Annotated in this window: 26 protein-coding genes; 18 read left to right on the top strand and 8 right to left on the bottom strand. The window is 71.0% G+C overall.

Annotation, left to right across the window (positions count from 1 at the left end):
- The first annotated feature begins 10 nt into the window (after nt 1–10).
- A complete protein-coding gene (locus IFT79_RS14200; protein ID WP_236556892.1) occupies nt 11–709 on the top strand; it encodes a DUF308 domain-containing protein in 699 nt (232 codons plus the stop codon).
- A complete protein-coding gene (locus IFT79_RS14205) occupies nt 706–951 on the top strand; it encodes a hypothetical protein (RefSeq protein WP_043594098.1) in 246 nt (81 codons plus the stop codon). Before IFT79_RS14200 ends, IFT79_RS14205 begins: the two co-directional genes overlap by 4 nt.
- Nucleotides 952–1078: 127 nt before the next feature.
- Here IFT79_RS14205 and purB read toward each other — a convergent pair whose 3' ends face one another.
- Genes purB through IFT79_RS14220 form a run of 3 tightly spaced genes read right to left on the bottom strand, consistent with a single transcriptional unit; the run spans nt 1079 to nt 3368 of the window.
- Complete coding sequence (gene purB / locus IFT79_RS14210; protein ID WP_123570915.1) at nt 1079–2461, bottom strand: adenylosuccinate lyase; 1383 nt, start codon at nt 2459–2461, stop codon at nt 1079–1081.
- Nucleotides 2458–2910: a low molecular weight protein-tyrosine-phosphatase gene (locus IFT79_RS14215; protein WP_173155020.1), complete on the bottom strand. Its 453-nt coding sequence runs from the start codon at nt 2908–2910 to the stop codon at nt 2458–2460. The genes purB and IFT79_RS14215 overlap by 4 nt, the downstream gene beginning before the upstream one ends.
- A 50-nt stretch (nt 2911–2960) precedes the next feature.
- Complete coding sequence (locus IFT79_RS14220) at nt 2961–3368, bottom strand: phage holin family protein (protein WP_192124929.1); 408 nt, start codon at nt 3366–3368, stop codon at nt 2961–2963.
- A gap of 108 nt (nt 3369–3476) precedes the next feature.
- Between IFT79_RS14220 and IFT79_RS14225 the strand changes: the two genes are divergently transcribed.
- From IFT79_RS14225 to IFT79_RS14245, 5 genes are all read left to right on the top strand, one after another.
- A complete protein-coding gene (locus tag IFT79_RS14225) occupies nt 3477–4547 on the top strand; it encodes a histidinol-phosphate transaminase (protein WP_192124930.1) in 1071 nt (356 codons plus the stop codon).
- A 30-nt stretch (nt 4548–4577) separates the two neighbouring features.
- On the top strand, nt 4578–5738 hold the full coding sequence (locus IFT79_RS14230; protein ID WP_056049763.1) for a thiamine pyrophosphate-dependent dehydrogenase E1 component subunit alpha: 1161 nt from the start codon (nt 4578–4580) through the stop codon (nt 5736–5738).
- A gap of 59 nt (nt 5739–5797) precedes the next feature.
- Nucleotides 5798–6763 (top strand): alpha-ketoacid dehydrogenase subunit beta, encoded by a 966-nt coding sequence (locus tag IFT79_RS14235; RefSeq protein WP_370274458.1) that lies wholly within the window; start codon nt 5798–5800, stop codon nt 6761–6763.
- Between the two features lie 10 nt (nt 6764–6773).
- A complete protein-coding gene (locus IFT79_RS14240; RefSeq protein WP_192124934.1) occupies nt 6774–8285 on the top strand; it encodes a dihydrolipoamide acetyltransferase family protein in 1512 nt (503 codons plus the stop codon).
- A gap of 149 nt (nt 8286–8434) precedes the next feature.
- Nucleotides 8435–9166, top strand: coding sequence for a GntR family transcriptional regulator (locus IFT79_RS14245; protein ID WP_123570919.1), 732 nt, complete (start codon nt 8435–8437; stop codon nt 9164–9166).
- Nucleotides 9167–9189: 23 nt separating this feature from the next.
- Here the strand turns inward: IFT79_RS14245 and IFT79_RS14250 are convergent, their stop codons facing one another.
- The gene (locus IFT79_RS14250; protein WP_192124936.1) at nt 9190–9648 is read right to left on the bottom strand and encodes a glucose PTS transporter subunit IIA; all 459 of its coding nucleotides are present in this window, start codon (nt 9646–9648) and stop codon (nt 9190–9192) included.
- A complete protein-coding gene (locus IFT79_RS14255) occupies nt 9645–9878 on the bottom strand; it encodes a glucose PTS transporter subunit EIIB (RefSeq protein ID WP_043594109.1) in 234 nt (77 codons plus the stop codon). The genes IFT79_RS14250 and IFT79_RS14255 overlap by 4 nt, the downstream gene beginning before the upstream one ends.
- 226 nt (nt 9879–10104) lie before the next feature.
- Here IFT79_RS14255 and IFT79_RS14260 point away from each other — a divergent pair, with 226 nt between their 5' ends.
- The 10 genes from IFT79_RS14260 to IFT79_RS14305 all read left to right on the top strand — a co-directional run bounded on the left by IFT79_RS14260 (nt 10105) and on the right by IFT79_RS14305 (nt 18410).
- A complete protein-coding gene (locus tag IFT79_RS14260; RefSeq protein WP_192124938.1) occupies nt 10105–11364 on the top strand; it encodes a PTS transporter subunit EIIC in 1260 nt (419 codons plus the stop codon).
- Between the two features lie 159 nt (nt 11365–11523).
- Complete coding sequence (locus IFT79_RS14265; RefSeq protein WP_199859769.1) at nt 11524–12531, top strand: metal ABC transporter solute-binding protein, Zn/Mn family; 1008 nt, start codon at nt 11524–11526, stop codon at nt 12529–12531.
- Nucleotides 12528–13409, top strand: coding sequence for a metal ABC transporter ATP-binding protein (locus IFT79_RS14270; RefSeq protein WP_369794407.1), 882 nt, complete (start codon nt 12528–12530; stop codon nt 13407–13409). Before IFT79_RS14265 ends, IFT79_RS14270 begins: the two co-directional genes overlap by 4 nt.
- Entirely contained in the window at nt 13406–14296 is an 891-nt protein-coding gene (locus IFT79_RS14275; protein ID WP_056049779.1) for a metal ABC transporter permease, read from the top strand. Before IFT79_RS14270 ends, IFT79_RS14275 begins: the two co-directional genes overlap by 4 nt.
- A 101-nt stretch (nt 14297–14397) precedes the next feature.
- Complete coding sequence (locus tag IFT79_RS14280; protein WP_054145907.1) at nt 14398–14811, top strand: Fur family transcriptional regulator; 414 nt, start codon at nt 14398–14400, stop codon at nt 14809–14811.
- 307 nt (nt 14812–15118) lie between these two features.
- Complete coding sequence (gene rpmB / locus IFT79_RS14285) at nt 15119–15355, top strand: 50S ribosomal protein L28 (protein ID WP_043595945.1); 237 nt, start codon at nt 15119–15121, stop codon at nt 15353–15355.
- Entirely contained in the window at nt 15355–15522 is a 168-nt protein-coding gene (gene rpmG, locus IFT79_RS14290) for a 50S ribosomal protein L33 (protein ID WP_043595944.1), read from the top strand. The genes rpmB and rpmG overlap by 1 nt, the downstream gene beginning before the upstream one ends.
- A 2-nt stretch (nt 15523–15524) precedes the next feature.
- The gene (gene rpsN, locus IFT79_RS14295) at nt 15525–15830 is read left to right on the top strand and encodes a 30S ribosomal protein S14 (RefSeq protein WP_043595941.1); all 306 of its coding nucleotides are present in this window, start codon (nt 15525–15527) and stop codon (nt 15828–15830) included.
- A 105-nt stretch (nt 15831–15935) separates the two neighbouring features.
- Nucleotides 15936–16223 (top strand): HU family DNA-binding protein, encoded by a 288-nt coding sequence (locus IFT79_RS14300; protein ID WP_043595940.1) that lies wholly within the window; start codon nt 15936–15938, stop codon nt 16221–16223.
- 201 nt (nt 16224–16424) lie between these two features.
- On the top strand, nt 16425–18410 hold the full coding sequence (locus IFT79_RS14305) for a cytochrome c oxidase assembly protein (RefSeq protein WP_192124940.1): 1986 nt from the start codon (nt 16425–16427) through the stop codon (nt 18408–18410).
- Between the two features lie 156 nt (nt 18411–18566).
- Here the strand turns inward: IFT79_RS14305 and IFT79_RS14310 are convergent, their stop codons facing one another.
- Together IFT79_RS14310 and IFT79_RS14315 are read right to left on the bottom strand one after the other, a co-directional pair.
- Nucleotides 18567–19601, bottom strand: coding sequence for an LLM class flavin-dependent oxidoreductase (locus tag IFT79_RS14310; RefSeq protein WP_056049785.1), 1035 nt, complete (start codon nt 19599–19601; stop codon nt 18567–18569).
- A 126-nt stretch (nt 19602–19727) separates the two neighbouring features.
- Nucleotides 19728–20390, bottom strand: coding sequence for an HD domain-containing protein (locus tag IFT79_RS14315; protein ID WP_192124942.1), 663 nt, complete (start codon nt 20388–20390; stop codon nt 19728–19730).
- 211 nt (nt 20391–20601) lie between these two features.
- On the opposite strand from IFT79_RS14315, the gene IFT79_RS14320 reads away from it, so the two are divergent.
- The gene (locus IFT79_RS14320) at nt 20602–21606 is read left to right on the top strand and encodes a GlxA family transcriptional regulator (protein WP_192124944.1); all 1005 of its coding nucleotides are present in this window, start codon (nt 20602–20604) and stop codon (nt 21604–21606) included.
- Nucleotides 21607–21687: 81 nt separating this feature from the next.
- Here IFT79_RS14320 and IFT79_RS14325 read toward each other — a convergent pair whose 3' ends face one another.
- On the bottom strand, nt 21688–22701 hold the full coding sequence (locus IFT79_RS14325) for a hypothetical protein (RefSeq protein WP_157485563.1): 1014 nt from the start codon (nt 22699–22701) through the stop codon (nt 21688–21690).
- Nucleotides 22702–22803 lie beyond the last annotated feature (102 nt).

Below are 22803 nucleotides of genomic sequence, written 5' to 3' on the forward strand. Positions count from 1 at the left end.
AAGAGGTCTCGTGACGCCTGCGCACCACGACTCCGGCGCGACCGCCCCCGTGGCGTCGCCCGACCCCTCGGGCAGGGGCGTCGACCCGTCGCTCTCCGCGTACTGGCCCGTCCCCGTGCTGCGTGCCGTCCCGGCCCTCGCGGCCGCGGCGGCCATCACCTTCAACCCCGACCACTCGCCCCAGGTCGGCCTGCTGACCTTCGGGGCGGCGGCGGTCGCCGGCGGTGTCGTGCTCGCCGTCGGATCGGCCCTGCGCCTCCACGACCGCTCGAGCCGCACCATCGCCGTCCTGCAGGGCGTCGTCGGTGCCGTGATCGGCGCCCTCTGCCTCGTCTTCTCGCACGGTCAGCTGCCCGTGCTGGTCGCCTTCGTCACGGCCTGGGCCGTGCTGACCGGCGGCCTCGAACTGCTCACCGGCCTGCGACGTCGTCGTCGCTCGCCGCTCGCCCGTGACTGGACGACCGTCGGCGTGCTCACCCTGGTGCTGGCCCTGGTCTTCCTGGTCGTCCCGCCGGACTACAGCCAGCAGCTCGGCGGCATCGAGCAGATCGAGGGCGAACTGACCTCCTCGACCGTGCTCGTCGGCATCCTGGGCGCCTACGGCGCCCTGGTCGGCGTGTTCCTCGTGATCGCCGGCCTCTCGCTCAAATGGCAGACCGGGCACCCGGCCCCTGCCGACACCCCTGACGACAAGGGACGAACGTCATGACCCACCCCACCTGGCGCGACCGGTTCCGCCCCGCCGAGTTCCTCGGACTGTCGGGCGTCTTCGCCGCCTTCGTCGGCCTCGTCGTGCTCATGACGACGCGCGACCTCCAGCTGGCGCTGATCTTCCTCTGCATCGGCTTCATCGTCGCGCTCGTCACGATCGCCATGCTCGCGCTCGCGGCCAAGCCCAACGACGACGAGCGACACGAGATCGACGACGCCGACAAGCCGCGGGGCCACTGACGCGACGCGGATCCACTGCCGCTGCCTCTCGGCCGCTGCTTCGTCGCGGCCCGTCGGCCGCTGAGCCGTCGCGCGGCGCCCTCGGGTGCGCGGGCCGTCCGGACGGGCCGACCCGCGCCTCCCGGGGTCAGGCCAGGCGGTCGACGAGCTGCGCCGCGATGCCCGTGTAGGTCGCCGGGGTCAGGGCCACGAGGCGCTGCTTGGCCTCGTCGGACACGTCCAGGCCCTCGACGAACGCGACCAGTTCGGCCTGGCCGACGCGCTTGCCGCGGGTCAGCTCCTTGAGCATGGCGTAGGGGTCGTCGATCGAGGATCGTCCGGCGACGACCTCGGCACGGATGACCGTCTGGATGGCCTCGGCGAGGACCTCCCAGTTGGAGTCGAGGTCGGACTCGAGGGTCACGGTGCCGACGGCGATCTCGCCGAGGCCGCGACGCAGGTTGTCGAGCGCGAGCATCGAGTGGCCGAACGCGACACCGATGTTGCGCTGGGCCGACGAGTCGGTGAGGTCGCGCTGCTGGCGGCTGGTGACCAGGGTCGAGGCCAGCGAGTCGAAGAGCGCCGACGAGATCTCGAGGTTGGCCTCGGCGTTCTCGAAGCGGATCGGGTTGATCTTGTGGGGCATGGTCGACGAGCCGGTCGCCCCCGCCTGCGGGATCTGCGTGAAGTAGCCCATCGAGATGTACGACCACACGTCGGTGGCGAGGTTGTGCAGCACCCGGTTGGCGTGGGCGACGCGCGAGTAGAGCTCGGCCTGCCAGTCGTGCGACTCGATCTGCGTCGTCAGCGGGTTGAAGGTCAACCCCAGGGCGTCCTCGACGAAGGAGCGGGCCGTCTCGGGCCAGTCCAGCCCGGGGTCGGCGACGACGTGGGCCGAGAACGTGCCGGTCGCCCCGCTGAACTTGCCGAGGAACTCGGTGCCGACGATCTGCGAGCGCAGACGCTGCAGGCGGTGCGCGAACACGGCGAACTCCTTCCCGACCGTGGTCGGCGTCGCCGGCTGCCCGTGGGTGTGCGCGAGCATCGGCACGTCGCGGGCGTCGGTGGCCCAGGTGGTGAGGGCGGCGAGCACGGCGTCGAAGGCCGGGAGCCAGACGTCGAACAGGGCCGCCTTGACGGTGACCGCGTACGACAGGTTGTTGATGTCCTCGCTGGTGCAGGCGAAGTGGGTGAGTTCGGCGATCCCGTCCAGCCCGAGCTCGGCCAGCCGTGCCCGCACGAAGTACTCGACGGCCTTGACGTCGTGACGGGTCGTCGCCTCGAGGCCGGCGAGCTCGTCGATCGCCGCCTGGCCGAAGTCGGTGACGACGGCCCGCAGCGCCCGCTTCTGTTCGTCGTCGAGCGGCGTCGAGCCGAACGCACGGCGGTCGGTCTGGGCGATCAGCCATTCGACCTCGACGTGCACGCGGGCCCGGTTCAGCCCCGCCTCGCTGAGGTGGTCCCCCAACGTGCCGACCGACGAGCGGTAGCGGCCGTCGAGCGGGCTGAGGGGCTGAGGAGGCAACGTCATGACTGTCCCTTGCGGAGTGCGGGTTCGATCTGGCGGAAGAGGGCCGAGCAGGCGCGCTCGACCATGTCGAGCACCTCGTCGAAGAGTGCTGCGTCGGAGTAGTACGGGTCGGGGACGTCGAGACCGCCACCCGCCGGCGCCGCGTCGGGAGCGAAGGTGAGCAGCAGCTGCACCTTCGAGCGGTCGGCGTCGTCGCCTGCCCAGGCCCGGAGGATGCGTTCTTGGCCGCGATCGAACGCCACCACGAGGTCGTAGCGCGCGAAGTCGTCGGCCTCGAACTGCTTCGCCCGGTGCCGGGAACCATCGTAGCCGCGGCGCTCCAGGGCCTCGACGGTGCGGGGATCGGCCCCCTCGCCGACGTGCCAGTCGCCGGTGCCCGCGCTCGTGACCTCGATCCGGTCGCCGAGGCCCGCGTCGTCGGCGAGCGAGCGCAGCACGGTCTCGGCCATGGGCGAGCGACAGATGTTGCCCGTGCAGACGAAGCAGATGCGGAACCGGTTCACCGCCTCCGGTCACCCCGCCCGACCACGGGGCGGACGACGACGCCGATGGCCCAGGCGAAGACCGCGAGCACGACGGCACCGATCACGCCCCACCAGAAACCGTCGATCGTCAACCCGAAGCCGAAGAGATCCGAGATCCACGCCACGATCAGCAGCAGCAGCCCGTTCACGATCAACGCGATCAGGCCGAGCGTCAGGATGTAGAGGGGGAAGGCCATCACCCTGATCGCCGTGCCGACCACGCCGTTGACGATTCCGAAGACCAGGGCGAGCAGCAGGAAGGTCACGATCGTCTCGAGGGTGCCCCCTGCTCCGTAGGGCGTCACCGTCACCCCCGACACGAGCAGCGTGGTGAGCCACAGGGCCACCGCGTTGATGAGCAGCCTCACGACGAATCGGGTCATCCCCCCATCATGCCGACCTCTCCTCCACGGGCGGTAGTGCCCGACCGGATCCCCCGAGGAGGCGCGGTGCCCTGCCGCGACGCGGCCCCCGCCCCATAGGCTGGCCGCGTGATCACTCCCGTCCGACTCCGTCCCGAGATCGCCGCCCTCCCGCCCTACCGCCAGGGCAAGCAGGCGTCCCCCGACGCCTTCAAACTGTCGTCGAACGAGAACCCGTTCGAGCCCCTCCCCTCGGTCGTCGAGGCCGTCCGTGGCGCCGTCTCGCTCAACCGTTACCCCGACGCCTCGGCGACGGCCCTGCGGAGCGTCCTCGCCACCCGGTTCGGCGTCACCGTCGACGAGGTGCACGTCGGCGCGGGGTCGGTCTCGTTGCTGGCCCAGTTCGTGCTCGCCGCGGCCTCGGTCGGCGACGAGGTCGTCTACGCCTGGCGTTCGTTCGAGGCCTACCCGGGGCTCGTCACGGTGGCCGGTGCGACGAGCGTCCAGGTGCCGCTGCGGGCCGACGGGGGCCACGACCTCGAGGCCATGGCCGCGGCCGTCACCGACCGCACCCGCGTCGTCATCGTCTGCTCCCCCAACAACCCGACGGGCACCACGGTGTCGACGGGCGAGTTCGAGTCGTTCATGGCCGCGGTGCCCGACGACGTGCTCGTGCTGCTCGACGAGGCGTACGCCGAGTTCGTCACCGACAGCACGGCCGTCGACGGCGAGACGCTCACCGAGCTGCACCCGAACCTCGTCCTGCTGCGCACCTTCTCGAAGGCGTACGGGCTGGCCGCACTCCGCGTCGGGTACGCGATCGGCGCCTCCTACCTGCTCGACGCCGCGCGGGCCACGGCCATCCCCCTCGCCGTCACCGAGCAGGGCGCGGCCGCGGCCCTCGCCTCGCTCGACCACGCCGACGAGCTGCTCGGGCGGGTCGACCGCATCGTCCTGCTGCGCGACCAGGTGCGACGCGCCCTGATCGACCAGGGGTGGACGGTGCCCGAGGCGCAGGGCAACTTCGTCTGGCTCGCCACGGGCGAGCACACGGCGGCCGCGGCCCAGGTGTTCGCCGACCACGGGGTCGTCGTCCGGCCGTTCGCGGGCGAGGGCGTGCGCGTCACGATCGGCGAGCCGTCGTCGGTCGACAAGCTGCTGCACGCCGCCCAGCAGATCGTCGACCTCACATCCCGGTGACGGCATATGCCGCGGAATAGATTGGACGCCATGTCTTCCTCCGAAGCGACCGACGCGCCGCCGCCCGTCCAGCTCCTGTCGCCGTCGGGCGAGGTGGTCGAGTCGGCTGCGGCCGACGAGTTCCGCCCCTACGTCGACGCGCTCGGCGACGACGGACTCCGCGCCCTGCACCGCGACATGGTGCTGACGCGTCGATTCGACCGCGAGGCCGCGGCCCTGGCGCGCCAGGGGCAGCTCGCCCTCTGGGTGCCGAGCCACGGCCAAGAGGGGGCCCAGGTCGGCCTGGCCCACGCCACCCGCCCGCAGGACCACCTCTTCCCGTCCTACCGCGAGCACGCCGTCGCGCTGTCCCGCGGCATCGACCCGGTCGACATCCTGCGCCTGCTGCGCGGTCACACGCACGGCGGCTGGAACCCCGCCGAGCACCAGAACTTCCACGTCTACACGCTGGTGATCGGCTCGCAGACGCTGCACGCGACCGGCTTCGCCATGGGGCTCGGCCTCGACGGCAAGAGCGGCACGGGCGATCCCGAGGTCGACCAGGCCGTGGTCACGTTCTTCGGCGACGGGGCGACCAGCCAGGGCGACGTCAGCGAGGCCCTGGTCTTCGCCGCGAGCTTCCAGACCCCCGAGCTGTTCTTCCTCCAGAACAACCAGTGGGCGATCAGCGTGCCGGTCGCGCGTCAGTCGCGCACGCCCCTCGTCGCCCGGGCCGGCGGCTTCGGCATCCCCGGCACGCAGGTCGACGGCAACGACGTGCTCGCGAGCTACGCCGTCAGCCGCCGCGACCTCGAGGCCGCCCGCGGCGGTGGCGGGCCCCGCTTCATCGAGGCGCTCACCTACCGCGTCGGCGCGCACACCTCGTCCGACGACCCCACCAAGTACCGCACCGACGACGAGCTGCAGTCCTGGATCGCTCGCGACCCGATCACGCGCTTCGAGGCCTTCCTGCGGAACCGAGGCGAGGGGGACGCGTTCTTCGCCGACCTCGAGACCGAGGGCGACGACCTCGGAGCCGACGTCCGTCGGCGCACGGTCTCGCTGCCGAACCCCGACCGCGGCCTCATCTTCGACCACGTGTACTCCGAGCCGCACCCGCTCATGACCGAGCAGAAGCAGTGGCTGGCGACCTACGAGCAGAGCTTCGGCGGCGCGGGCGAGACCGCGACCACCGACGAGGGGGCAGCATGACCGACACCGTCGAGAACCCGACCGGCACGACCGAGTCGGCCCGCGCCTCCGTGCAGTCCATGCCGCTCGGCAAGGCGATCAACGCCGGCCTCCGCAAGGCCATGGCCGACGACCCCCGCGTCCTGCTGATGGGAGAAGACATCGGCACGCTCGGCGGCGTCTTCCGCGTGACCGAAGGGCTGCAGGCCGAGTTCGGCGACAAACGCGTCATCGACACCCCCCTCGCCGAGTCCGGCATCGTCGGCACCGCCATCGGACTCGCGATGGGCGGCTTCCGCCCGGTCTGCGAGATCCAGTTCGACGGCTTCATCTACCCCGGCTTCGACCAGATCACGTCGCAGCTGGCCAAGCTGACCAACCGGCACGAGGGCACCCTGACGATGCCCGTCGTGATCCGCGTGCCCTACGGCGGGCACATCGGCGCGGTCGAGCACCACCAGGAGAGCCCCGAGGCGTACTTCGCCCACACGGCGGGCCTGCGCGTCGTCAGCCCGAGCACGCCGCACGACGCCTACTGGATGATCCAGGAGGCGATCGCGTCGAACGACCCCGTCATGTTCTTCGAGCCCAAGAGCCGTTACTGGCCCAAGGGCGACGTCGACCTGAGCGACCCGCAGGCACCGCTGCACGCGAGCCGTGTCGTCCGGACGGGCACCGAGGTCACCCTGCTGGGGCACGGCGCGATGGTCAGCGTGCTGCTGCAGGCGGCCGAGATCGCGGCCGCCGAGGGCGTCTCGGCCGAGGTCGTCGACCTGCGGTCGCTCTCACCCGTCGACTACGGGCCCATCCTCGAGTCGGTCCGGAAGACCGGGCGCCTCGTCGTGGCGCAGGAGGCCCCCGGTTTCGTGTCGGTCGGCTCCGAGATCGCCGCCACCGTCGCCGAGAAGGCCTTCTACTCGCTCGAGGCACCCGTCCTGCGCGTCAGCGGCTTCGACACCCCCTTCCCTCCCGCCAAGCTCGAGACGCAGTACCTGCCCGACGCCGACCGCGTGCTCGAGGCGGTCGACCGGGCCCTGGCCTACTAGGAGTCACGACATGACCAGCGAATTCTCCCTGCCCGACGTCGGCGAGGGCCTGACCGAGGCCGAGATCGTCGAATGGAAGGTCGCCCCCGGCGACAGCGTCGAGATCAACCAGGTGCTCGTCGAGATCGAGACCGCGAAGTCGCTCGTCGAGCTCCCCTCGCCCTACGCCGGCGTGGTCGAGAGCATCCTCGTCGAACCGGGTACCACGGTCGACGTCGGCACCCCGATCATCCGGGTCGGCGACTCGACGGCACCCGCGACCCCGTCGGGTCGGGCCGCCGAGTCCGAGTCCCTCGAGTCGGGCGGACTCGCCCGCACGGCGCAGGTCGTGTCACAGAACGAACAAGCACTCTCCGCGCAGCGTGCCCGCCAGGCCGAGCCCGCGGCGTCCGCCACCCCGGTGCAGAGCTCCTCCCCCGCCGCTCCGGCCCGCTCGGCCGACGCGGTCAGCGCCGACGGCGACACCGGCTCGGTCGCGCACGCCCCCGAGGCCCCGGCCGACTCCGGTTCGGGTGCCGTGCTCGTGGGCTACGGCGCCGCGGGCGGTCACGGAGCGACCCGTCGCCGCCGACCGTCGCAGACCGAGGTCGACGCCCGGCAGCTGCGCGTCGCCGAGCAGGCCCGGCGGCGCCCCACCACGTCGGTGCCCGCCGCCCAGGCCCTGCCGATCATCGCGAAGCCGCCCATCCGCAAGCTCGCCAAAGACCTCGAGGTCGACCTCGCCGTCGTCCAGCCGACCGGCCTGGCCGGAGAGGTCACCCGCGACGACGTCATCCGTCACGCCCAGCAGGCCAGCGTGTTCCGCAACATCGAGACGCCCGAGTGGGGCGAGGAACGCGTCGAGCGCATCCCCGTCAAGGGCGTCCGCAAGGCCATCGCCGCGGCCATGACGTCGTCGGCGTTCACCGCCCCGCACGTCAGCCTGTTCGTCGACGTCGACGCCACCCGCACGATGGAGTTCGTCAAGCGGTTGAAGGCGTCGCCGCAGTTCGCCGGCGTCAAGGTCTCGCCGTTGCTGATCATGGCCAAGGCGATCATCTGGGCCGTGCGACGCAACCCGATGGTCAACTCGGCCTGGACCGACCGCGAGATCCTCGTCCGGCACTTCGTCAACCTCGGCATCGCCGCGGCCACCCCGCGGGGCCTCATCGTGCCGAACGTCAAGGAGGCCCAGTCGATGAGCCTGCTCGAGCTGGCCCAGGCCCTCGAACAGCTGACGCTGACCGCCCGAGACGGCAAGACGACGCCGGCCGACATGCGGGACGGCACGATCACGATCACGAACATCGGCGTCTTCGGCATGGACACCGGCACGCCGATCCTCAACCCGGGCGAGGTCGCGATCGTGGCCCTCGGCACGATCAAGCCCAAGGCCTGGGTGGTCGACGGCGAGGTCCGCTCGCGCATGGTGACGACGATCGGGGCGAGCTTCGACCACCGCGTGGTCGACGGCGACGTCGCCAGCCGGTTCGTGGCCGACGTGGCGAGCGTCCTCGAAGAGCCGGCGCTCCTGCTCGACTGAGCCCGCGCCTCCTCGTCCGTTCCTGGGAACCCCGCGGGCAGCCGGGCCCCGACCTGGCTGGCGACGGACGGCGTGCAGTAACGTCGAGGTCAGGACGACCGGTCATGACCAGATGGGACCACCCTCGGGCGCGACGGACGAGGGGGCCCATGACCGACCGCATCACCGACGGAGCCGTGCCGAAGCACGAGCAGTTGCGCTCCATCGTGCAGCGGCTCGCGGCCGGTCAGCAGCCCGGCTCGGCGATCGCCAGCGAGCGCCAGCTGATGCTCGAGTACGGCGTCAGCCGGATCACGGTCCGCGAGGCCGTGGGGCAGCTCGTGAACGAGGGATGGCTGACCCGCGTGCGAGGCAAGGGCACCTTCGTGGCCCACCGCGTGGTCCAGTCGACGCTGCACCTCGCCTCGTTCACCGACGAGATGACCAAGCTCGGCCACGTGCCGAGCACGGTGGTGCTGGTCAAGGCCGAGACGACTCCCCCGCCCGAGACGGCCGCGGCCCTCGGACTCGAGGACGGCGCCTCGGCGTTCCACGTCAAGCGCCTGCGCCTGGCCGACGGCGTGCCGGTCAGCATCGACGACGGCTGGTACCCCGCGGACCGACTGCCCGGGCTGCTCGACCACGACCTGAGCCGTTCGCTCTACCGGACCCTCGACGGCGACTACGCGACGCCGATCACCCGCGCGACCCAGACGGTCAGCGCCGAGGGGGCCGACGCCGACGTCGCCACGCTGCTCGGCACGAGCGAGGGCGCCCCGGTGATGTACTTCGACAGGATCTCGTTCGCCGGCGACGTCCCGCTCGAACACGCCAAGAGCTGGTACCGCTCCGACCGCTACCGCCTGCAGATGCAGGTCGAATCGGGCACGACGCCCGACTGACTCCTGGCCGCGCCGCGTCGGCCTCAGAGGTCGAAGAGGGGCTCCCCCGAGGCGACGGTCGTGCCGACGGCCTGCTGCGGGACGCTGTCCGGGGCGCTGTCGAGCACGACGACCGGGATGACGGCCGAGTAGCCCGCCTCGGCCACGACGGCCGGGTCGAAACGGACGACGAGGTCGCCCGCCGCGACGGTCGCCCCCTCGGCCACGACGAGCTCGAAGCCCTCGCCGCCGAGCTTGACCGTGTCGATGCCGACGTGCACGAGCAGGCCGGTGCCCCACTCGTCCACGACCACGAACGCGTGTGGGTGCAGCTTGACGATCTCGCCGGCGACCGGCGAGACGACGGAGACCACACCCCCTCCAGGAGGCGCGCTCGGCTCGACCGCGACGCCCGCGCCCACGAGCTGCCCGGCGAAGACGGCGTCGGGCACCTCGGCGAGCGCCGTCACCCGGCCGGCGACGGGCGAGAGGACCGTGGTCACGGCAGCAGGTCGTTGATGTCTTCGGCGAGCGAGTCGGCGATCGTGCCGACGATCACCTGGACGCTGCCCCCCGCGTGGACGACGGCGGTGGCTCCCGCGGCCTTGAGGGCGGCGTCGTCGACGAGCGAGACGTCCCGCACGTCGGTGCGGAGGCGCGTGATGCAGCCCTCGATCTCCTCGATGTTGTCGGCGCCGCCGAGTCCGTCGATCATGGCCTGTGCTTTCGACATGAGCTGTTCTCCTCCGTGGGTCGGTCGCTCGCGGCGACGAGGGTGTCGTCCTAGTTGACACCACCCGTCGGTCTGAGGAAACTACCACTCACTGGTCATGACCGGACAGGACCGGACAGGACCGGGGGCCCGCGCTCGTCGCGACCCGCGCCTCCGGAACCGCCCCACCCGCACGACACCCGACCCACCCCGCACCACGGCTGCTCACCGACGAGAGGACCACCTGATGACGACGACGACCGAGTCGGCCCCGACCAAGAAGAGGGGCTCGGCCGCGTTCGCGGTGCTGCAGCGTCTCGGCCGCAGCCTCATGCTGCCGATCGCGGTGCTGCCGGCGGCGGGCATCCTGCTGCGACTCGGGCAGGCCGACCTGCTCGGCGCGATCCCCGGGTTCGAGACGGGCGCCTCGGTGATCGGCGCCGCCGGGCAGGCGGTCTTCACCTGGCTGCCGCTGATCTTCGCGGTCGGCATCGCGATCGGCTGGGCGAAGAAGTCGGACGGTTCGACGGCCCTCGCCGCGGTCGTCGGCTACATGGTGATCGACGGCGTCTTCAAGGCCATGTCGCCGGTCGTGCTCGCGGGCCGCGAGACCCCGACGGGCGACCCCGAGGTCATCAACTACGGCGTGCTGGCCGGCATCGTGATGGGCATCCTCTCGGCGATGATCTGGCAGCGCTTCTACCGCACGAAGCTGCCCGACTTCCTCGGGTTCTTCTCGGGCCGTCGCATGGTGCCGATCCTCACCGCCGTCACGGGCCTGGTCGTCGGCGTCGTCATGTCGTTCATCTACCCCCTGTTCAACAACGCCCTCACCGGCATCGGCCAGGCGGTCGCGTCGAACGACGTGGTCGGCAGCGGCATCTACGGCGTCGCCAACCGCCTGCTGATCCCCACCGGCCTGCACCACATCCTCAACTCGGTCGTCTGGTTCCTGGTCGGCGACTACACCAACGCCAGCGGCGAGATCGTCCGGGGCGACCTGAACCGCTTCTTCGCCGGCGACCCGAGCGCCGGCGTGTTCATGACCGGGTTCTTCCCGATCTTCATGTTCGCCCTGCCCGCCGCGGCCCTGGCGATCTGGCGTCACGCCCGCCCCGAGAAGAAGAAGCTAATCGGCGGCATCATGCTGTCGACCGCGCTGACGGCGTTCATCACGGGCATCACCGAGCCGCTCGAGTTCTCGTTCATGTTCGTCGCCTGGCCGCTGTACGTGATCCACGCGGTGCTGACCGGCACGTCGATGATGCTGGTCAACGCACTCGACATCCACACCGGGTTCACCTTCTCGGCGGGGTTGATCGACTACGTGCTGAACTTCAACATCTCGCAGAACTCGATCTGGCTCATCCCGATCGGGCTCGGCTACGCGGTCGTCTACTACATCCTGTTCAGCTTCGTCATCAAGAAGTGGAACCTCAAGACGCCCGGCCGCGAGGACGACGACGCCGCCGGCGCCGAGTCCGTCGAGGCCGCCACGAAGGCCTAGGCGCGCTGCGACACCCCCTGTCCGGCATCACACCCTCGGAACAGGGGGTGTCGTGCCGAGCAGGGGGTGTCGCGCTGTCTCGGGACGCGGGAGGCGCGCTCGGCCGACCCGCGCCTCCTCGTTTTGACAATCATTATCAGTAGCAATAGCGTGACGACCATGAAGATGCGCTCGCTGCCGACCCTGCTCGTCCTGCCCGCCGCCGCGGTCCTCGTGCTGAGCGGTTGCGCCACGGGCGCCTCGGGCTCGACCGACTCCACCGACGGAGGCGCGATCTCGGTGGTCACGTCGACCAACGTCTACGGCGACATCGCCGAGACGGTCGGAGGCGACCTGGTCGACGTCACCAGCATCATCAGCGACCCCTCGCAGGACCCGCACTCGTACGAGGCCGACGCCCGCACGCAGCTGGCCGTCTCGAAGGCCGACGTGATCGTCGAGAACGGCGGCGGCTACGACTCGTTCGTCGACACGATGGTCGACGCGAGCGGAACCGACGCCACCGTGGTCAACGCCGTCGACGTCTCGGGGCTCGACCCCGAGGCCGGGCACGACGACCACGCCGACGAGGCCACCGACGCCGCGAGCGACGACGCCACCGCAGACGCCGACGCCGACGAGCACGACGACCACGACCACGCCGCGTTCAACGAGCACGTGTTCTACAGCCTGCCGAGCATGGCGAAGCTCGCCACGGCCCTGGCCGACGAGTTCGGCCGGGTCGACACGGCGAACGCCGACACCTTCACCGCGAACGCCGAGGCCTTCGGCACGAAGATCGCCGACCTGGAGGCGCAGGCCGCCTCGATCAAGACGGCCCACGACGGCGACCCGGTCGCCTACACCGAACCCGTGCCCGGCTACCTCTTCGACGCGATGGGCCTGGTCAACGTGACGCCCGAGCCCTTCTCCGAGGCGATCGAGGAGGGCGACGACGTGTCGCCCGCCGTGCTCAACGACACCCTGAAGCTCTTCACCGACGGGAAGGTCGACCTGCTCGCCTACAACGAGCAGACCTCGAGTCCCGAGACCGAGCAGGTCGAGAAGGCCGCGACCGACGCCGGCGTCGCCATCGTGCCGGTCACCGAGCTGCTGCCCGAGGGGGAAGACTACGTGGCATGGCAACAGAGCAACATCGACGCGATCTCGGCGGCCCTCGGCGAGTGACCGACCCGTCCGGCGCGACCTCCGTCGCCGCCGCCACCCGCGCCTCCTCGGCCGGTGGCGGCGGCGACGCCGTGCTGCGCCTCCGCGACGCCGGGGTCTCGTTCGGCGCCCGCACGCTCTGGTCGGGTCTCGACCTCGACGTGCGGCCGGGCGAGTTCATCGCGGTGCTCGGGCCGAACGGTGCGGGCAAGACGACGATGCTGCGCACGATCCTCGGGCAGCAGCACCTGACCGAGGGCAGCATCGAGTTCCTCGGCCGGCCGGTCGGGCGCGGCCACCGCCGCATCGGCTACGTGCCGCAGCAACGACTGATGGAGTCCGGCACCCCGCTGCGTGCCCGCGACATGATCGCGCTCGGCGTCACGGGCCACCGCTGGGGGCCGCGCCGCGAGACCCCCACCGAACGGGCCCGCATCGACGCCCTGGTCGACGAGGTCGGCGCCACCTCGTTCGCGACCTCTCCGGTCGCGAGCCTCAGCGGCGGCGAGCAGCAGCGCACCCGGGTCGGCCAGGCGCTGGCCGCCGAACCGGCCCTGCTGCTCTGCGACGAGCCCCTCATCTCGCTCGACCTGCGGCACCAGCGCGAGGTCACCCGCCTGATCGACGAGCAGCGGCGGGCCCGCAACGCCGCGGTCGTGTTCGTCACGCACGACGTCAACCCCATCCTCGACGTCGTCGACCGGGTGCTCTACCTGGCCGGAGGCCGGTTCCGCATCGGAACACCCGACGAGGTGCTGCGCGCCGACGTGCTGAGCGACCTCTACGGCACTCCGGTCGACGTGATCCGCACCATGGGGCGCATCGTGATCGTCGGCAGCCACGACGGGCACGACCACCACGTCGACGAACACCTCGACGACGAAGGACTCGTCCGATGACCGACCTGTGGTCGCAGCTGTTCAGCTTCCAGGACTTCGGCGAGCTGCTCGTGCTGGTGCGCAACAGCGTCGTCGCGGGCGCCGTGCTCGGCCTGGTGGGCGGCCTGATCGGGCCCTTCGTGATCACGCGCAACATGCCCTTTGCGGTGCACGGCATCAGTGAGCTCTCGTTCGCCGGTGCCGCCGCCGCCCTGCTGCTCGGCGTGAACGTCGTCAGCGGCTCGCTCGTCGGCAGCCTGATCGCCGCCCTGCTGATCGGGCTGCTGGGCACCCGGGCGCGGGAGCGCAACTCGATCATCGCGGTGCTCATGCCGTTCGGCCTGGGCCTCGGCATCCTCTTCCTGGCGCTCTACCGAGGGCGGTCGGCCAACAAGTTCGGGCTGCTGACCGGCCAGATCGTGTCGGTCGACAATCCGCAGCTGGGCTGGCTCGTCGCCATCTCGGCCGTGGTGATCGTCACGCTGATCGTCATCTGGCGTCCGCTGACCTTCGCCAGCGTCGACCCCGACGTCGCCGCGGCGGCCGGCGTCCCCGTGCGCACGCTCGGCATCGTCTTCATGCTCGTGCTGGGTCTGTCGGTCGCGGTGTCGGTCCAGATCATCGGGGCGCTGCTCGTCCTCTCGCTGCTCGTCACACCCGCCGCGGCCGCGCTGAGGCTGACCGTGAACCCGCGACTCGTGCCCGTGCTGAGCGTGACCTTCGCCGTCGTCTCGGTCGTCGGCGGCATCTTGCTCGCCCTGGGCGGGGGCCTGCCGATCAGCCCCTACGTCACCACGATCTCGTTCACGATCTGGCTCGTCTGCCGCCTGGTCGGCTGGCGTCGCACGGCCGCCGCCGTGAAGCCGCGCAGGGGCCCGCGGGTACCCTTGGCACCGACCGGCGTCTGAGGCAGACCGGGGTCCGACACACCTGGTCCCGGTGCACCGGGACCCGACGCACCGAGGTCCGACGCACAGAGGTCCGACACACAGAGAGGCAGGACGCCGTGGTGGTCCGACGCAACACGTGGCAGCGCGAGGCCGTGCGAGAAGCACTCGGCACGAGCGAGGGGTTCGTCAGCGCGCAGGCGCTGCACGCCCACCTGCGCGAGACCGGCATCGGCCTGGCCACGGTCTACCGGGCCCTCGCCGACCTCGCCGCCGACGGCTCGGCCGACTCGCTGCAGCAAGAAGGCGAGAGCCTCTACCGCGCCTGCACCCCGGGCACGCACCACCACCACCTGATCTGCCGCAACTGCGGCACCACCGTCGAGATCGAGGCCGACGAGGTCGAGACCTGGGCCCAGCACGTCGCCGCCACGCACGGGTTCACCGAGGCGCAGCACGTGGTCGACGTGTTCGGCCTCTGCCCCGCGTGCACGGCCGAGGCCCGCGCGGCCGCCGACGCCTCCGCGATCCGCTGAGCCGCGCCTCCTCGATCCGCTGAGCCGCGCCTCCTCGTCCCGTCGGCGCGCGCCGACGCGATCGCGTGGCCGCAGCCCCGGGTTCCGAGCGCCGAGCCCCGAGCCCCGACCCCCAGTCGGGGAGGCGCGGGTTGCGTGGGTCCGGGCGTGTCGCGTAAGCTCTCCCTTTGGTTGGGCGCTCTCTGCGCCCATGTGCACCGCCTCCCGGCTTCATCGCCCGATCCCTCGATCGGGCAGGGGGACCGGCGCGCCGACAAGTGACCTTGGGTGAGGGCTTCGGCCCTCACGGTATCTACGGAGGAAAACCATGGCAGCAACCTGCCAGGTGACCGGAGCCGTTCCCGGCTTCGGACACAACATCTCGCACTCGCACCGACGCACCAAGCGTCGTTTCGACCCGAACATCCAGAAGAAGACGTACTACGTGCCGTCGCTTCGTCGTAACGTGACCCTTCAGCTCAGCGCCAAGGGCATCAAGGTCATCGACGCTCGTGGCATCGAGTCGGTCGTCAAGGACCTGCTCGCTCGTGGGGAGAAGATCTAATGGCTCGTCAGCAGGACGTCCGTCCCATCATCAAGCTCCGCTCGACGGCGGGCACCGGTTTCACGTACGTGACCAAGAAGAACCGTCGTAACAACCCCGACCGTCTCGTGCTGAAGAAGTACGACCCGGTGATTCGCAAGCACGTCGAATTCCGCGAGGAGCGCTAAAAATGGCCAAGAAGAGCATGATCGCCAAGAACAACCAGCGCGCCGAGATCGTGGCCCGCTACGCCGAGAAGCGTCTCGAGCTGAAGAAGGCCCTGATCGACCCGAACGGTTCCGACGAGAGCCGCGAGGCCGCCCGCCTCGGTCTGCAGAAGCTGCCGCGCAACGCGTCGCCGGTCCGCCTCCGCAACCGCGACTCGGTCGACGGCCGCCCCCGCGGTCACCTCAAGGCCTACGGCATCAGCCGCGTGCGTTTCCGCGACATGGCCCACCGTGGCGAGTTGCCGGGCATCACGAAGTCTTCCTGGTAGGTTTCAACCGGTTCCACAGGGCCCTCGGCTCTCTGGTCTCGACCGCACAGGCATGGTGAACGCCGTGTCTCGTCACACCGAATGAAGTCCGAGGAGGACATTTACATGGCTGACAAGTCACTGAACCGTACCGAGCTCGTCGCAGCTGTCGCATCCGAGTCCGGCCAGAGCCAGGCCGCCGTCAGCGGCGTCGTCGACGCGTTCTTCTCCGTCGTCTCGAAGTCGGTCGCCGACGGCACGAAGGTCACCATCCCCGGGTGGATCGCTTTCGAGAAGACGCACCGCGCCGCTCGTACCGGCCGCAACCCGCAGACGGGTGAGGCCCTCGAGATCGCCGCCAGCGACAGCGTCAAGGTCAGCGCCGGCAGCAAGCTCAAGGCTGCGGTCAAGTAGTCCTCGCTCTCACGAGCACCCGAGAAGGGGCGTGACGACCATCGGTCGTCACGCCCCTTCTCTCGTTCCCCCTCGTCTCGTCCCGGCCCGCCGACAGGTTCGGTCGTGCGTGCGCCGGTCGCCCGGGCGGATCACTCGACGTCGAGCGACGCCCCCCACCCGCACCCGTTCACCAGGCGATCCGACTTACCCTGGTAGACGATGCCCAGACTCGCCCGCACCACGGCGCCCGCACTGCTCGTGCTGGTGGCGTTCGCGTCCCTCCTCGCCGCTCTGAAGTTCGGCGGGGCGGCCGACGCGCCCCTCGTCGTCGACCCCGGCGAGGTCGTCCGCTACGGGCTGCCCATAGCCAAGATGCTGGGCAACGTCGGCGCGGCCCTCACCATCGGCACGCTCTTCCTGACCTGCTTCGCACTCACCCGACGCGAAGCGGAGTACGACCGCGCCATGGACGTCGCCGCCGCCGCGGCGGGGTTCTGGGCCGTCGCCTCGGCGATCACCACCTTCTTCACCTTCCTCAGCGTCGCCAACGTGCCGGTCACCTTCGACGACCAGTTCGGGCGGACGCTCGCGTTCTTCCTGACGAACACCGAGCTCGGCATCGCCTGGCTGATCACGACGCTGATCGCGGCGACCGTCACGGTGCTCTGCTTCATCGTCCGCAACATCTGGTTGATCGTCGCCGTCACGGTGCTCGCCGCCGGCGGGCTCATCCCCATCGCCGAGCAGGGCCACGCGGCCGGCACGAGTGGCCACGACGCCGCCGTCACCGACCTCGCCCTGCACCTGGTCGGGGCGTCGGTCTGGCTGGGCGGCCTGCTCGCCATCGTGCTGCTGCGCGGGCACCTCTCGAGCGGGCGGCTGGCGATCGTGCTCGCGCGCTACTCGAGCGTGGCGATCGTCTGCTTCGTGGTCGTCGCGGTGTCGGGCATCGGCAGCGCCGCCATCCGCATCGGCGACTGGTCGGCCCTGACGTCGGGCTACGGCGTGCTCGTGCTCGTCAAGACGTTCGCCCTCGTCGCGCTGGGGTTGTTCGGCGTCGTGCAACGGCGCTGGCTCGTCGGCCGCCTCACGACCCACCCCAAGGCGACGACGAAGGCCTTCTGGTGGTTCGTCACCGCCGAGCTCGCGTTCATGGGGCTCGCCTCCGGCGTCGCCGCCGCACTCGCCCGGACGGCCACCCCGGTCGAGCAGGTCGCCGCAGCCGACCTGGCCGACCCGACCCCCGCGGTCATCCTCACCGAAGAGGCGCTGCCACCCGAGTTGACGCCGCTGCGCTACCTCACCGAATGGAACGTCGACCTGCTCTGGGGGCTGCTCTGCGCCTTCGGCGTCTTCTTCTACCTGGCCGGCGTCGTCCGCCTGCACCGCCGCGGCGACCGCTGGCCGGTCGGCCGCACGGTGTCGTGGGTGGCGGGCCTGGTCGTGTTGTTCTACATCACGTGCGGTGCCCCGAACGTGTACGAGGAGTACCTCTTCAGCACGCACATGCTCGCGCACATGGCACTGGGCATGCTCGTGCCCGTGCTGCTCGTGCCGGGCGCGCCCGTGACGCTCGCGTTGCGCACCATCAAGAAGCGCAGCGACGGCACCCGCGGCGGCCGCGAGTGGATCATGATCCTGGTGCACTCCCGGTTCGCGACCTTCGTCAGCAACCCGATCATCTCGGCGGTGCTGTTCGCGGGCTCGCTGTGGGCGTTCTACTACACGCCGTTGTTCAGCTGGGCGACGACCACGCACATCGGCCACTACTGGATGATCGTGCACTTCCTGATCACCGGCTACCTCTTCGTGCAGTCGATGATCGGCATCGACCCCGTCAAGGGTCGACTGCCCTACCCCGCCCGACTCGTCGTGCTGCTCGGGACCATGGCGTTCCACGCGTTCTTCGGCCTGGGCATCATGAGTGCCACCGGGCTCTTCCTCGCCGACTGGTACGGCGCCATGGGGCGCACCTGGGGCCCGACGCCGATGCAGGACCAGTACGTCGCCGGCGGCATCGCCTGGAGCGTCGGCGAGATCCCCACGATCGTCATGGCCATCGCCGTCGCCATCATGTGGAGCCGCAGCGACGGCCGAGAAGCCGTCCGGAAGGACCGCCAGGCCGAGCGCGACGACGACGCCGAGCTCCGGGCGTACAACGAACAGCTCGAGGCGCTGTCCCACCAGCGCGAGCGCACCCGCTGACGCGGGCCGTGGGCCGTGGGCCGCGGGCCGCGGGCCGCGAAACAGCAACGCACCGTGTTTCGTGCAGGGAACGGCGACTAGACGGGGTGCGGTGCACGAAACGCGGTGCGCTGGTCGGGGTCGTAGGGCACGAGCCCCGAGGAGGCGCGGGTCGCGTCAGGCGAGCATCTCGCGCACCAGCGGGACGACCTTCGTGCCATACAGCTCGATGCTGCGCATCATGAGCTCGTGCGGCAGGCGGCCCATGCTGTACCGCATGTCGAAACGCGTCGCGCCGAGCAGGCGCATGTTCTGCGCGATCTTCGTGGCGACGGTCTCGGGCGAGCCCACGTAGAGCGCGCCGGTCGAGCTGGCGCTGGCCTCGTACTGCGCGCGGCTGTAGGGGGGCCAGCCGCGTTCGCGACCGAGCTGGTTCGTCTGCTCCTCTTGGTAGGGGAACAGCGCCTCCTTGGCTTCGGCGTCGGTCTCGGCCACGAAACCGGGCGAGTGCATCGCGATCGGCTGGGAGTCGTGGCCGAACTCGCCGAGGGCGCGTCGGTAGAGGTCGGCGTACGGCGCGAACTGCGCCGGCTGGCCTCCGATGATCGCGAGGAAGAGCGGGAAGCCGTAGTGCGCGGCCCGGATGACCGACTGCGGCGATCCGCCGACGCCGACCCAGGTGCGGATCGAGCCGCCTTCGGTCTTGGGGTAGACCTCTTGCGCGTCGAGGCCGGCGCGGACGGTGCCCGACCAGGTCGTCGGGCCCTCCTTCAGCAGCTCGGCGAAGAGTTGGATCTTCTCCTCGAAGAGCACCTCGTAGTCCTGCAGGTCGAGGCCGAAGAGCGGGAACGACTCGGTGAACGAGCCGCGGCCCAGGATGACCTCGGCACGGCCGTTCGAGATCGCGTCGACCGTGGCGAAGCGCTGGAACACGCGCACGGGGTCGTCCGAGCTGAGGACGGTGACGGCCGAGCCCAGGCGGATGGTCTTCGTGCGGGCGGCGATCGCGGCGAGCACGACCTCGGGGGCCGAGACGGCGAAGTCCTTGCGGTGGTGCTCGCCGACGCCGATGAAGTCGAGACCGACCTCGTCGGCCAGGACGGCCTGGTCGACCAGGTTGCGGATGGCCTGGGCGTGCGTGACGGGGCTGCCGTCGAGGCGGTCGGTGATGTCGCCGAAGGTGTCGAGGCCGAACTCGAGGGGGTGTGCCATGCGGGTGCTCTCCTGATTCATACGTTCGCATCATTCTAACCGATGGAGCGCGATCGCGGGAGGGGGCCCGGCGCACGTGGCCGTGGCCCACCCGGTGCGCGGGCGGCGGGTGCCCGGGCGCCGGGGTCAGAGGCGGTCGAGCGGGTTCGCGGCGATCCGGTCGCGCATGCCGCCCCGGATCGTGCGGGCGGCCTCGGAGCCGGGCTTCCGGTGCGCCTGCGTCGACATCAGCCCGCCGAACTCGGCACCGAACCCGTCGCGGGGCAGCCGCTCGACCAGGGCGGCGACCAGCTCGGCCGGCCAGTCCTCACCGCCCACCCCCGACACGTCGAGGCTCGTCGCCCGCTCGAGCAGGTGACCCTCGACGTCGAGGTCGGCCGAGACCGCGGGCCACATGTGCCGCACGATGACGTCCGCCAGCCGCTGGGCGCGTGCGGCCGACCAGCCCGCCCCCGCGGCGAACACCCGGGCGACCTCGCCCCCGGCTCGCTCGAACGGCTCGGTGTGGCTGTCGAACGGCGACGCCAGCCCGACGTCGTGCAGGGCCGCCGCGACGAACAGCAGCTCGTGGTCGAAGGCCAGCCCCTCGCGTCGCCCGAGGTCGACGGCGAGCACCGCCGAGCGACGACTGTGCGCGAGCAGGGCCACGCTCGACACGGCGGCGGCGGCCTCGAGGGCCCGGGCGGCGACGAGCGAAGGAGGTGCGAGCAGCTCGTCGAGGACGGCGGCGGTCGATCGCGGCTCGGGCGTCGGGCGGGGCTCGGGCGTCGGGCGGGGCTCGGTGGGCATGGCAGGAACACTACGGGTGGACAGGTCCTGCCACGAGTGGCAGTGTTGCCACCACTCGTCGACATCCCGCCACCCCGCCAGCCCGGTCAGGCCGCCCACCACACCGCCCGCCAGCCCGCCAGCCCGCCACGAAACAAACAGGCCGCCACCTTTTTGCGTGGCGGATTGTTTACTTCGTGGCGGAGTACTGGACATTCCCCGAGGAGCACCCATGCCGTTCCGCACCGTCGCCACGATCGTCGCCGACGGCGTCGCGCCGTTCGAGTTCGGCGTGCTCTGCGAGGTGTTCGGCCTCGACCGGACCGACGAGGGCGCGCCTCCTTTCGAGCACCGCATCGTGACCGAGCACCCGGGGCTCGTCCGCACGAACCAGGGCTTCTCGATCACGGTCGACCTCGACCTGGGCGCCGCGGCCGACGCCGACGTCGTCTGCGTGCCGGCCCTGTGGAACCGGCCCGACCAGGCCGAGCTCGTCTCCCCGGCGGTGCGCGAGCTGCTCGTCGCGGCCGAGGCCCGGGGGGCGTGGTTGCTCAGCGTCTGCAGCGGGGCGTTCGTACTGGCCGAGGCCGGGCTGCTCGACGGCCGCCGGGCGACGACGCACTGGCGGTACTCCGACGCCCTGCAGCGCGAGCACCCCGCGATCGAGGTCGACGCCGACGTGCTCTTCGTCGAGGACCGCCGGATCATCACGAGCGCGGGCACGGCCGCCGGCATCGACGCCTGCCTGCACCTCGTCCGCCGCGAGCACGGTGCCGCCGCCGCGAACGTGATCGCCCGCCGGATGGTCGTGCCGCCGCACCGCGACGGCGGTCAGAGCCAGTTCATCAAGACGCCCCTCCCGGTCGAGGTCGACGACTCGCTCGCGCCCCTGACCGACTGGATGCTCGGACACCTCCGCGACGACCTGAGCATCGAGGGGTTGGCCGCGAGGGCGCACATGTCGCCGCGCACCTTCGCCCGACGGTTCAAGGCCGAGCTGGGGGCGACGCCGGGGGCGTGGCTCACCCGCCAGCGCCTCCTGCGGTCGCAGGAGCTGCTCGAGGCGACGGGGCTCGGCATCGACGCGATCGCCGACGAGGTCGGCTTCGGTTCGGCAGCCGTCCTGCGACACCACTTCGCCCGCGTCCTCGGCACCACCCCGCGGGCCTACCGAGGGACCTTCGGCGGCGTGGACGACCTGCGCGACCTCGAACGGGCCGGGGCGGCCACCGCCTGAGCGGGACCGTCCTCGACGGGCCGACCCGCGCTCCCCGCGTCCGGTCGACCCCGGGTGGCTACCGGGCGGCCACGGGCGGGCCTAGTCGAACGTCAGCTCGTCGGACGTGCTGATGCGCATCAGGTACGTGACGGTGAACGGGACGTCCTCGTCGATCGTGTAGCGCTTCCCGTCGAAGAGCGACTGGGCGCCGACGACGAGGTGGGCGGTGCCGGCCACGCCGGGCACCTGCCACTGCCCCGACGGGCCGGGCACGATCGAGACGACGGGGTGGACGGGCACGGTCCACGTCGGGTCGTCGGTGACCCGGTCGTCGACCTGGCGGCCGAAGGGGCACCCGGCCGGCAGCAGCACCTGCTGCGGGACGCACTGCTCGTCGAGCTGCTGGTCGACCATGTCCTGCACGGCCTCGACGAACTCGTCCCGGGGCTGCACCTCGATCGACACCCCCGACGTCGCCCCCACGCTGAGCACGTCGGCCTCGACGGTCGGCGCCTCGAGGTAGCGCGACGCATGGTCGAGCTCGAACCGCGAGGGGGCGAGCACCGTGAACCGGGTCGCGACGTCGGGGGCGTCGGTCGTGACGTCGCGGCCGTCCACCGTGAAGCGGGAGTCGTGCTGGGGCGTCACGTCGAGCTGCGCGGTGGGTGCCTGCACGAAGCGCCAGGCGTGGAACAGCCCGAACCGGGTGCCGGCCCGCTGGACGACGAACTGTGACTGCGCGGGCGCCTCGGCCGTGGCCGACGTGCCCTGCATCGAGTACGAGAGCGTGATCGCGTGCGTGTCGTCGCCGAGGTCGACGTCGCCCACCTCGGTCACGTCGTCGACGCCGCCGAGCGAGGGCACCTCGAGCAGGGCGTCGGCCAGCTGGTCGGTCGGCGTGACGCCGGCGAGGGTCAACGCGCTCGACGTGTCGCCGCGGTCGACCGCCGCCACGTAGCCGCGGACGAAACCGGCGCCGCTGTAGACGGTGGCGTTCAGGGCCACGACGGTGACCCAGAAACCGATCAGCACGAAGAGCAGCGCCCCGCCCCAGATCGCGACGAAGGGCCAGCCGAGCGGTGGGCGCGTCTCCTCCCCCACAGACGACGACATGACGACAACAATAGGAGGCGCGGGTCACGAAGAACCGAGCGTCACGCCCGTCACGGGTAGATTGGTGGCCTCCCCCGCCCCCTCCCGAAAGGTGCTCGTCGT

The sequence above is a fragment of the Frigoribacterium sp. CFBP 8759 genome, from assembly GCF_014841655.1.
GTDB lineage: Bacteria > Actinomycetota > Actinomycetes > Actinomycetales > Microbacteriaceae > Frigoribacterium.